The sequence below is a fragment of the Paenibacillus sp. FW104-T2 genome (genome assembly GCF_058789975.1).
The window spans coordinates 60819-72418 of the sequence record NZ_JBYTCE010000012.1 but is presented as its reverse complement, the minus strand read 5'-3'; the positions used below and the strand labels follow the sequence as shown (position 1 = coordinate 72418).

The window sequence follows — 11600 nt, the reverse complement described above, 5'->3', positions numbered from 1 at the left end:
TGATTCGGAGAATAAACCCGTAGGAATCGTTCTACGCATCCGGATAGGACGTATTCAGTTAACCTTACAGAGGCTCCCAGTAAATTCATGTAATCTTCATTTGTGACCAAAAAAAGAACCTGCAGGGCAGAATGATCTGTCCTCAGGTTCTTTGGGATGTACGTTGATCTTCGGAAAAGTTTTGCTTAGAATAGTTCAGTCAAACCAATCATCGTAATGAGTCCTAGCAAAAATGAAACGGTAGCCACACGTGCATTGCCGTCGCCGTGACTTTCAGGAATCAGCTCCTTGTATACGATGAACATCATCGCACCTGCTGCAAATGCAAGACCATATGGCACGAGTCCTGCCACGAGACTGCTGAGTGTGTAGCCAATCATGGCCGTGATAATTTCGACGGCTCCTGTCAGGGTAGCGATCCCAAGTGCCTTGAATCGGCCGATGTTCTGGTTCACGAGAAAGAGAGCGACCAGAAACCCTTCGGGAGCATTCTGTAATCCGATCGAAAAGGCAATGAGATTGCCCAGACTGGCATCGGTACTGGCATAACTGACACCTACAGATAAGCCTTCAGGCAGGTTATGCATGGTGATGGCTGCAATAATCATGAAGGCTTTGGCTTCAATTTTAAATGGCATCTTCTCCGGATTCTCCAGATCCACATGAGGGATCTTCATTTCGAGTACCAGCAAAACCATGCTGCCGAGCATAATACCGAGAGCAAGTACGAAAAGGTTCGACTGCCCCAGCGCTTCGGGAATGAGATTGTACACCGAGGCTGAGGTCATAATACCTGCTGCGTAAGCAAGCAAGATATCACGCAGACGGTGCGTTACTTTTCGCATAAATAGAATAGGTACGGCCCCAAGGCCGGTAGACATGGCTGAGATAAAGCTGCCAATGAGTGCATCGTTCATGCTTCCATTTTCCCTCCTGATGAAGACTTCTTCATAATCGCTGCCGAGCATTGACACCGTAGTTAAAAGAGATCATAATGAACAACAGATTAGAATGATTATAAATTAGAATTCCATTTCTGCATAGGGCAATTGTCATATCGGGCAGGTCTTGTGGACATGATTTAGGCTTATATCGATCTAGTGTATGCAGGGGCATTTGCTTTTGATGCTAGTGAGCCCAACCTTTTTGCAGAACTCGGGGGAGGAACTATACATGTATAAATCCATTATTATCGGAACAGGCCCAGCAGGGCTGACAGCAGCAATCTATCTGGCTCGTGCCAACCTTAACCCACTGGTTATCGAAGGACCACAACCTGGTGGCCAACTGACAACAACAACGGAAGTGGAGAACTTCCCAGGTTTCCCTGATGGCATTATGGGTCCTGAACTGATGGATAACATGCGTAAACAAGCAGAACGTTTTGGCGCTGAATTCCGCACAGGCTGGGTAAACAACGTCGATATGAGTGAGCGTCCTTTCAAAATTCAGGTTGAGGGCATGGGTGAACTGGTATCGGAAACCTTAATCCTGTCTACTGGTGCATCTGCTAAATACCTTGGTATTCCTGGAGAAGAAACAAACGTGGGCCGCGGTGTCAGCACTTGCGCAACATGTGACGGATTCTTCTTCCGCAACAAAGAAATCATCGTTATCGGTGGAGGCGACTCTGCACTGGAAGAAGCAAGCTTCCTGTCCCGTTTCGGTTCCAAAGTAACTTTGGTTCACCGTCGTGAGGAGCTGCGCGGTTCCAAAATCATGCAAGATCGTGCACGCAGCAACGAAAAAGTGGAAATGGCTCTGAACCGTACGCCGATCGAAGTCATTGCTGGTGATCATGGGGTAACTGGACTGAAAGTGTTGAACAACGCAACGGGCGAAGAAGAAATTCTTCCGGCAAGCGGCGTATTTGTAGCGATCGGTCACACACCTAACACGGGGTTCCTTGGTGGACAGATTACAACAGATGAACATGGGTATATTATGACCACACCAGGTACTTCTGAAACGAACATTCCAGGCGTATTCGCTTGTGGAGACGTTCAAGATACACGCTACAAACAAGCGATTACAGCGGCAGGCAGCGGATGTATGGCTGCAATGGATGCAGAGAAATTCATCGAAAGCCTGGAGCATAGCGCAGTCGCACTGTAAGGTATCTCGTTTAAATTGGGTAAATTAACGTTATAACTATATATAAACTATATGAGGTGAATGAATAATGGAAAACGTAATTGTATACACATCGACCAACTGCCCGAACTGCAAAGCGGTGAAGACGTTCCTGGCTGATAAAGGAATTTCTTATGAAGAGCGCAATATCGAGACAAGTGACGAGTTTGCACAACAAGTATGGGATATGGGCGTACGTGCAGTACCTCTGACTGTTATTGGTGAACACCGCATCCTGGGTATGAACAAAACGCAATTCGCAAAAGCACTGGACGCTTAATTATCCCAGTACAGGGATTCAATCAAGCTACATTAAGCTATTCCGGTTCGCGCGAGCCGTTTGAATATATAATATAAAGGGAGCCTTAGTCCTGAATAGGACTGGGGCTTCTTTTGTTGGCATTACGTTATTTTTTGATAAGAAAAATCCCCTTGCGTCAGTGATCAGGAGCACATGGTAACATGAACTCAAGATACACTGCGAAAGGGGATTTCGTCATTTAAACCAGGTATTTCATCTAAAAAAAGATGCTCATAAACGTCTGAAAAACAACATACACCAATACGCCTGACAGCATATACATGAACCCAGCCTTCTTTTTGCTCTGAAACAATCGAAGTATGCCGAGGCTGAACAGCGGCGCAAGCACGATCAAGAACAGGAGTACGGTGACAAACATTTGCGCCGAGATATCTGAAGTATCCACGTAGGTCACGGGTTTTCACTCCGTTTCGTTATAGGAATTAACACAGCGGCAATCATCCCGCCATGACAAAAATCACATATTCTCATTATAACTCTGGATTTCTTTAACAAAAAGGGAGGAAATGGGGCGAAATGATGTCAATTTTCAGCGGTTATTAGACCGACACTCTTATTTTACCCAGAAACTGGGAAATAGCTGAGTAAGCGGCACCAATACGGGTAGAACGGCTGCCCAGTGCTGCCCATTCGATTTGCAAACTGCGACGGTGATAGGGCAGTGTACGTTCTTCGACGACTTGTTTGAGAGCTGTTTCAATCCATGGACCTGCTTCCGAGAGTGGTCCGCCAATGATGATGCGTTCGGGATTGAAGCTGTTAACGATATTCGTGATGCCCACGCCCAGTTTGCGGCCGATGTTCTCGTATAAGTTCAATACTGCCTCATGACCTTGCTGTGCATATTCTACGAGCTCGCGGGTGGTGTGAGCCGGCAAATGAAGCTGATGGTCGGGGTGCTCATAGGCTTTTTCGGAAGCATATAGCTCCCAGCAGCCGTGATTGCCACAGGAGCAGGGTCTGCCTTCGGCTTCGATTGACATGTGGCCTGTCTCCCCGGCGTAGCCCCAGGCACCTTTGTACAATTCACCGTCTACCATAATTCCCGATCCGATACCCATCCCTGCACTGATATAGATGAGATGACGTACACCAATGCCGCTGCCAAAATTCAATTCCCCATGAGCCCCTGCATTGGCCTCGTTGTCAATCGTTACAGGAAGCTCAAACATCTCCTCCAGCATGGAGCGAAGCTCGACCTTCTCCCAACCCAGGTTGGGTGCAAACAGCACTATTCCAGCCTCATCTACCATCCCAGGTACCCCAATGCCAATACCAATTACACCATGTGGGGAGGGGGGAGCCGACTGCATCAGATGTTCCGCTGCACGTTTCAGCTGTTCCAATACGGAAGGCACATCATGCTGTTCCAGTTTGATGGCATACTCCGTTATGATATGGCCCTCCAGATCGGTAAGCACACCCTTCAGGTGAGTTACGCTCAGCTCCAGACCAACTGCATATCCAGCCGTACCTCGAAACAGCAGCATGAGCGGCTTGCGGCCACCGCTGGATTCACCCGGACCAATTTCCTGGACAAGCTCATCGCTGATGAGATCGGCAACAAGGTTGGACACGGTTGCTTTGTTAAGTCCCGTAACTTCGGATACTCTTGCGCGGGAAAGAGGGGCATGACGACGAATCGTATCGAGGACGATGGACTTGTTTATTTTTTTGACCAGCATCTGGTCTCCAGTAATTTTCATAACAATCAGGCACTCCTATTCTGTATATAAAAGGGTTCAATCATTCATCCCGTTCTCAAGCTATTCGACTATTATAGCGTAAACAAACCCGGAAAAAACAATTTTATTTTACTTTGTTTAACCAATAGACAAAGTAAAACCGATGTGATAGGATAACGGTGTAAACGATTTCTTTAAAACTATTGAGGAGGCATTTTACATGGCCTATTTTGAATCCGTTAATAAAATCGCATTTGAAGGCAAAGACTCCACCAATCCTTTTTCATTCAAACATTATAATCCGGAAGAAGTTGTGGCCGGCAAAACGATGGAAGAGCACTTCCGTTTCGGCATGGCTTACTGGCATACATTAACTGCAGGCGGCAGTGACCCGTTCGGTGCAGAGACAGCTGTTCGTTCTTGGGATAAATACTCGGGTCTGGACCTCGCGAAAGTACGCGTGGAAGCGGCTTTTGAATTTTTGGAAAAAATGAATCTCCCGTTCTTCTGTTTCCACGATGTGGACATCGCACCAGAAGGCAACAGCCTGCGTGAGTTCTACAGCAACATCGATACGATCGTTGACCTGATTGAAGACCACATGAAATCCAGCGGCAAAAAACTGCTCTGGAACACGGCGAACATGTTCTCCAACCCGCGCTTCATGTTTGGTGCAGCTTCCACATGCAATGCTGACGTGTACGCACATGCAGCAGCGCAAATCAAGAAAGGTCTGGAAGTGGGTAAACGTCTGGGCGCTGAAAACTATGTATTCTGGGGCGGCCGTGAAGGTTACGACACATTGCTGAACACAGACATGCAGCTGGAGCAGGACAACATTGCCCGCATGTTCCACATGGCTGTAGACTACGCGAAGGAAATTGGCTTTGACGCACAATTCCTGATCGAGCCTAAACCGAAAGAGCCAACGAAACACCAATATGACTATGATGCAGCGACTTCCATTGCCTTCCTGCAAAAATACGGTTTGGACAAACACTTCAAGCTGAACCTGGAAGCAAACCATGCAACTCTGGCTGGTCACACATTCGATCACGAAATCCGTGTTGCCCGTACAAACGGCATGCTCGGTTCCCTCGATGCCAACCAAGGCGATATGCTGATCGGTTGGGATACGGATGAGTTCCCAGTGGATATGTACGATGCAACATTGACAATGTACGAAGTATTGAAAAACGGCGGTATCGGCCGTGGTGGTGTAAACTTTGACGCCAAAGTACGCCGTGGATCCTTCGAAGCAGACGATCTGTTCCTGGCTCACATCGCAGGTATGGATACGTATGCTAAAGGTCTGAAAGTAGCTGCAAAACTGATCGAAGACCGCGTATTCGATGACTTCATCGAAAAACGTTACAGCAGCTTCAAAGAAGGTATCGGTGCTGAGGTTGTTGCAGGCAAAGCGACTCTGGCTTCCCTTGCAGAATACGCACTGAACAACGAAAGCCCACGCAAAAACCAATCCGGTCGTCAAGAATTGCTGAGAGCAAAACTCAACCAATACATCTTGGCTGACTAATAACTGGAATCAACTTGTATAAGCTTGGCTAGGGACACCGTCCATATATGCACGAGCTTGTACCATGGACGTTGAACAGCATGACATTCGGACCGTCCCCGACTTTCCCCTGGGAAGGCGGGGGCGGTTTTTTGATACCAAACGGAGTGAATTTTAATGGTTTTCGGATCACGAAGTTGCTACATGCTCAATTGATGACGTTTCATTTATAACCAATGACTAATCAAGGTCACTGGATCAATCTTTCCGCTATAAGAACGAGTACTTTTTTACTGTTTTGATATAAATGTTTTTCCATGATAATGCATGCAGAACGAAGTGAGCAGAAAGGACCTGAAGAAGCGAAGCGTTCGCATTTATCCCCGGATTTCTCCCTTGAAAGGGAATGAAGGAAATCCGGGGGTAACGGCGATCGGAAGGTTTTCTGATCACGAAGTGACCTCATGCTTAACAAAGCTTCTTTTATATAATCATGTTAAGAAACGAGGGATACCCATGAGTTACGTAATTGGTGTCGATCTGGGAACCAGCGCAGTCAAAACGGTGCTGGTTAACCGTGAAGGAAAAGTGGCATTTGAAGCATCCGAGGCTTACCCGCTGCACCAGCCGAAGGCTGGCTACAGTGAGCAGAATCCGGAAGATTGGGTAGAACAGACTATTGTCTCCCTGCGCAAATTGCTGGAAGTATCCGGCGTACAGCCTTCTGAAATTGAGGGGCTTAGCTTCTCCGGGCAAATGCATGGACTTGTTCTGGTAGATGCGGAGGGGAAACCACTGCGCAATGCCATTCTGTGGAACGATACACGTACTACGGCTCAGTGCCGCCGCATTGAGAAAGTATTGGACAATAAACTATTAAGCATCGCCCGGAACCGTGCACTTGAAGGCTTCACGCTGCCGAAAATCCTGTGGGTACAGGAGAACGAGCCGGAGCTGCTGCAGCAAGCATCCTTGTTCCTGCTGCCGAAGGACTATGTTCGATATCGCCTGACTGGCGATTATGCCATGGATTATTCGGATGCAGCAGGTACATTGCTGCTGGACGTTGCTGGCAAGGAGTGGAGCAAGGAGATTGCGGAAGCTTTTGAACTGCCGATCTCACTTTGTCCGCGTCTCGTGGAATCGTTTGAAGAAGTGGGCACATTGCTTCCAGAGATCGCAGATCAAACGGGCCTTGCGGCTGCGACCAAAGTATTTGCAGGTGGAGCCGACAATGCGTGCGGGGCAATCGGCGCAGGCATTCTGAGTGAAGGACAAACGATGTGCAGCATCGGTACGTCCGGGGTTGTGCTTTCTTATGAAGAACGCAAAGACCTCGATTTCGAAGGCAAAGTCCACTTCTTTAACCATGGGGAGAAGGATGCCTTCTATATTATGGGGGTAACGCTTGCAGCTGGATACAGTCTGTCCTGGTTTAAGGATACGTTTGCAGCGGACAAATCGTTTGATATGCTCTTGCAGGGAATTGATCAGATTCCGGCTGGCAGCAACGGATTGCTGTTCACCCCTTATATCGTCGGAGAGCGGACACCTCATCCAGATGCGAACATTCGCGGCAGCTTTATTGGCATGGATGCCGGACATAAGCTGGAGCACTTTGGGCGTGCAGTCATGGAAGGAATTACGTTCTCCCTGCGGGAATCGATCGATATTCTGCGTGGTGCAGGCAAAACGGTCAATGAGGTCATCTCCATCGGAGGTGGTGCCAAAAATGAAGCCTGGCTGCAAATGCAGGCGGATATCTTTGACGCCACGATTGTGAAGCTTGAGAGTGAGCAGGGCCCGGCAATGGGCGCGGCAATGCTTGCAGCATATGGCTGCGGCTGGTTCCCTTCCCTGCAGGATTGTGCGGCAGCGTTCATTCGTCCTGCCAAATCCTATGTACCGAACCCGGAAACGGTAGCCGTATATGATGGACTCTTTGCACTGTATCAGGAAGTATATGGTCAGACACGCAGCTTGAATGATCGTCTGGCAGAGTACCGTTAATTCATAACGTGAATCATTCAATATATGTAACAAAGGTTAACCGAAGCACTCGCGGAAGCGGGTGCTTTTTTTGTTGAATATAGACAGGAACTAAAAGCACTAGAGCACAGTAAGTGGTGAGTTCCGAGAGCGGAGTTCTCAGACATAACCCCATCCCGGATATGCATAGATTGAATATAGAGGATGGGCATAAGCCAACAAGCCAGACGTCAAAGTGAGGCCGATGATGGGTCAAGATGAAAGTTTATCTGATAAATACTTAAGCCTGTAAATATGCTCCAATCCAGTCCCATATACCTTTCTTAGCTGCAATCGGATAGCAAAACCTTGAGAGAAAATAAAAGTCAGCTTCAGACGCGGGGGTGAAGCTTTGAATGACCGTGAGGGAGACGAAAGACGACATATTACGCTGTCCATGATCGTACGCAATGAAGAACAGCGATATCTTAGACAGGCGCTGCAAACGCACCGGCCTTGGATTGATCGTGCGGTCATCATAGATGATGGGAGCACCGATAATACGGTGGCCTTATGCAAAGAGCTGCTTGAAGGGATTCCCCTGGTCATGGTGGAAAATCGGGCGTCCCGGTTCGCCGATGAAGTGAGTCTGCGCAAGCAGCAATGGGAGGCAACGATAGCTACTGGACCCGAATGGATTCTGAATCTGGATGCCGATGAGATTCTGACGGCTGACTTTGGCATGCAGCGCAATCAGCTCCTGGGAAGTAGCGAGGACGCGATCTACTTCAGATTGTTTGATATGTGGAGTAATACGCACTACCGGGAGGATCAATATTGGCAGGCACATGCATATTACCGTCCATTTCTTGTCCGTTATCGTCCCGGATTGACTTATGAGTGGAAGGAAACCCCGCAGCACTGCGGACGTTTCCCTCTTACGATCCAGCATTTTGCCTATGGGTGTCATACGCCTCGTGTGAAGCATTACGGCTGGGCTCGCGAGGAGGATCGCATCCGCAAATTCGAGCGTTATCAGGCACTGGATCCGGATGCAAGGTACGGCTGGAGAGAACAGTATGAATCCATTCTGGATACAGATCCAAGGCTGCTGCCCTGGATGGAATAAGAAAGGGGGGCCTGTACTTGAATAAGGTAAAACCGAAGGAGAAGGTGCTGATTGCCAGTCCGGTTCGTCAAACCGCAGCAGTGCTCCGTGAATTTTTGGAATCTCTGAGCTTCTTGGAGCGAACGACGGTGGAGACGGACTATTTGTTTATAGACGATAATGAAGAGGAGGCGTCTTCCAATATCCTTCTTGATTTTGCATCACAGCATGAAGGAACTGTATTTGAATTAGATAACGATGATGGAACTGCTCAGGGAAAAGGGATATACAGCAGGGATGAGGGAGGTCATTACTGGCGCGACGAACAGATTTGGCGGGTAGCTGGATTGAAAAACCGTATCCTGCAATACGCCCGCGAACAGCATTACGATGCTGTTTTCCTGATTGATTCCGATCTTGTGCTGCATCCCCGCACGCTGGAACAGCTTGTCTCCACGCAGAAGGATATTATATCGAATATTTTCTGGACGCGCTGGCAGCCGGGTACAAGGGAAATGCCGCAGGTATGGCTGCAGGATGAGTACGCCTTGTACCGAAAAGGCGGGAAATCCGAAGCGGGTAAGGAAAATCTGGATGAGAACACGCAAACCGATGCCTTTCTAAACCAATTGCGAGTGCCAGGCTGTTACGAAGTTGGTGGGCTTGGTGCATGTACGCTTATTCGCAAGAATGCTCTGGTAGGTGGGGTTTCCTTCGACCAGATTCCGAATGTCTCGTTCTGGGGTGAGGATCGTCATTTTTGCATTCGAGCCCAAGCACTTGGTTTTCGTTTATACGTGGATACCCATCTTCCGGCCTATCATATCTATCGATTATCAGAACTTCCCGGTGCTGCTGCGTATAATCGCAGGGTCAGACGAGGAGAAGAGGCAATCAGTATTACGCTGTGTATGATTGTGAAAAATGAAGAGGCTTCCCTGGCCAGATGCCTGGATTCGGTGAAGGGCATTGCCGACGAGATCGTCATCGTGGATACCGGATCAACGGATCGTACACGTCAAATTGCGGCCAAATATACAGAACGAATCGTTGATTTTGAATGGATCGATGATTTTGCAGCTGCACGCAATTTTGCTTTTGATCAGGCAACCACGGAATATATACTTTGGCTGGATGCTGATGATGTGTTTGAACCGAATGACCGCGAGAAGCTTATTGGTTTGAAACACTCTCTTGATCCTTCGGTAGACAGCGTTACCATGGACTATAATCTGTCATTCACTCCAGATGGGAAGGTTGCCTACAGTTTGAGAAGGAATCGACTGGTGCGACGGGATCGGAATTTCCGCTGGATTGGTGCAGTGCATGAATATCTGGAAGTTGGCGGCAATTTGCTGCATAGCGATATTGCGGTGACCCATAAGAAAGACAAGGAGTACACTGACCGCAACCTGAGGATTTACCGCAAGCGTGAGGAAGCAGGAGAACATTTTACTCCCCGGGATCTCTATTACTTCGGTAATGAACTGAAAGACCATGGACAGCATGAAGATGCGATTACATACTACGGGAAGTTTTTGAATACGGGTCTTGGTTGGGTAGAGGATCAGATTGCCGCCTGCCAAAAAATTGCAGATTGCGAAGCGGCATTGGGGCGCTCAGAACAGGAAGTTTCAGCGCTTCTGAGATCGTTTGCTTATGATTTGCCGAGAGCAGAGATCTGCTGCCGCCTGGGGGGGTATTTCGCGGACCGAGGAGATTATCGCAAAGCGGTATTCTGGTATGAACAGGCGACCCAAGCTGTTCGTCCTGCCGATCCGATGGTCGTGCTGAACGAAGCAGCCTGGACATGGATGCCCCACTTGCAGCTATGCGTATGTTATGACCGGCTGGGCAATCGTGCCAAGGCGAAGAAGCACAATGATATTGCTCTGGCGTATCATCCTACACACCCCAGCATGCTGTATAATGATCAATATTTCAAGGATCTGGAAAAGGAAAGTGTATTGGAAGAGGCTTGATTCAGGCTGATACCTCTCTTATAGTCATGGGTTGAATGGGTGTTATTTACAGACATTCGTCCATGTTGATAAGAGAGGTTTTTTGGGTTGTGTATTTCATCAGGGATAAATTCGTTTTACAATATGAATTAACGGAAAAGCGGTGATAATAATACTGTCTTCGGCTGCCGAATCTATGAAGCAAGGGGAAGCTCGCATGAATTTGACCGAAGTACTACTGGAGTCGAGGCTGGTTGCCATTGTTCGCGGCATTAGCCGGGAAGCAGCAATAACAGCCGGAAAAGGCATGACTGACGGAGGAATCCGTCTGATGGAAGTAACGCTTAATACACCTGGGGCACACGAGATTATCGGAGACTGGCGGACCCGGCATGAAGGACAGGCTTATGTGGGAGCAGGAACGGTTCTTAATGTGCAGATGGCCAAGGAAGCCGTTGCTGCAGGTGCTCAATTTCTGGTATCGCCCAATGTCGATCTGTCCGTTATTGAATATGCTGTAGAACATGGGGTGGAAATTTGGCCGGGAGCCATGACACCAACCGAGATTGTAGCTGCCTATGAAGCAGGCGCACGTGTAGTGAAGTTATTTCCGATGGCGAGTCTGGGATTGCCGTATTTACGAGAGATCAAGGCACCACTTAATCATATCCCGCTGCTTGCAACGGGCGGAGCTAATCTAAACAATATTACAGACTACTTTGCTGCTGGTGCAGCAGCTGTAGGACTTGGCAGTGCACTTTTGCCGAGAGAGGCACTGGATACAGGGAATCATGAACAGATTGCAGCATGTACACATGCATTTGTGGAAGCAGCAAGAGTCAAAAAGTAAAAAACTCAATCAACAATATGTATATCTGGGTATATATAAAAGATGCAGCTATTTAAC

At 48.1% G+C, this 11600-nt stretch carries 10 protein-coding genes and 1 pseudogene; 8 read left to right on the top strand and 3 right to left on the bottom strand.

Annotation, left to right across the window (positions count from 1 at the left end):
* Positions 1-185: 185 nt before the first annotated feature.
* A complete protein-coding gene (locus AC3WQ3_RS16545; RefSeq protein ID WP_127539829.1) occupies positions 186-917 on the bottom strand; it encodes a ZIP family metal transporter in 732 nt (243 codons plus the stop codon).
* Positions 918-1173: 256 nt separating this feature from the next.
* Here AC3WQ3_RS16545 and trxB point away from each other — a divergent pair, with 256 nt between their 5' ends.
* Together trxB and AC3WQ3_RS16535 are read left to right on the top strand one after the other, a co-directional pair.
* Complete coding sequence (trxB, locus tag AC3WQ3_RS16540; protein WP_095361760.1) at positions 1174-2115, top strand: thioredoxin-disulfide reductase; 942 nt, start codon at positions 1174-1176, stop codon at positions 2113-2115.
* 67 nt (positions 2116-2182) lie between these two features.
* Positions 2183-2413, top strand: a complete 231-nt coding sequence (locus tag AC3WQ3_RS16535) for a glutaredoxin family protein (protein ID WP_095292396.1) — start codon at positions 2183-2185, stop codon at positions 2411-2413.
* A 238-nt stretch (positions 2414-2651) separates the two neighbouring features.
* On the opposite strand, the gene AC3WQ3_RS16530 is transcribed toward AC3WQ3_RS16535, so the two are convergent.
* Complete coding sequence (locus tag AC3WQ3_RS16530; protein WP_053779005.1) at positions 2652-2849, bottom strand: hypothetical protein; 198 nt, start codon at positions 2847-2849, stop codon at positions 2652-2654.
* A 145-nt stretch (positions 2850-2994) separates the two neighbouring features.
* Positions 2995-4161: an ROK family protein gene (locus AC3WQ3_RS16525; RefSeq protein WP_492472824.1), complete on the bottom strand. Its 1167-nt coding sequence runs from the start codon at positions 4159-4161 to the stop codon at positions 2995-2997.
* A gap of 199 nt (positions 4162-4360) precedes the next feature.
* Here AC3WQ3_RS16525 and xylA point away from each other — a divergent pair, with 199 nt between their 5' ends.
* From xylA to AC3WQ3_RS16495, 6 genes and pseudogenes are all read left to right on the top strand, one after another.
* On the top strand, positions 4361-5677 hold the full coding sequence (gene xylA / locus AC3WQ3_RS16520) for a xylose isomerase (protein ID WP_095292400.1): 1317 nt from the start codon (positions 4361-4363) through the stop codon (positions 5675-5677).
* 495 nt (positions 5678-6172) lie between these two features.
* The gene (gene xylB, locus AC3WQ3_RS16515) at positions 6173-7666 is read left to right on the top strand and encodes a xylulokinase (RefSeq protein ID WP_492472823.1); all 1494 of its coding nucleotides are present in this window, start codon (positions 6173-6175) and stop codon (positions 7664-7666) included.
* A gap of 370 nt (positions 7667-8036) precedes the next feature.
* Positions 8037-8753, top strand: a complete 717-nt coding sequence (locus AC3WQ3_RS16510; protein WP_492472822.1) for a glycosyltransferase — start codon at positions 8037-8039, stop codon at positions 8751-8753.
* A 44-nt stretch (positions 8754-8797) separates the two neighbouring features.
* Positions 8798-9202: pseudogene (locus AC3WQ3_RS16505) on the top strand (glycosyltransferase family 2 protein); the annotation flags it as partial.
* Between the two features lie 441 nt (positions 9203-9643).
* A complete protein-coding gene (locus tag AC3WQ3_RS16500; RefSeq protein ID WP_354485966.1) occupies positions 9644-10714 on the top strand; it encodes a glycosyltransferase in 1071 nt (356 codons plus the stop codon).
* 196 nt (positions 10715-10910) lie between these two features.
* A complete protein-coding gene (locus AC3WQ3_RS16495; protein ID WP_336783956.1) occupies positions 10911-11543 on the top strand; it encodes a bifunctional 4-hydroxy-2-oxoglutarate aldolase/2-dehydro-3-deoxy-phosphogluconate aldolase in 633 nt (210 codons plus the stop codon).
* The last annotated feature ends 57 nt before the right edge of the window (positions 11544-11600 follow it).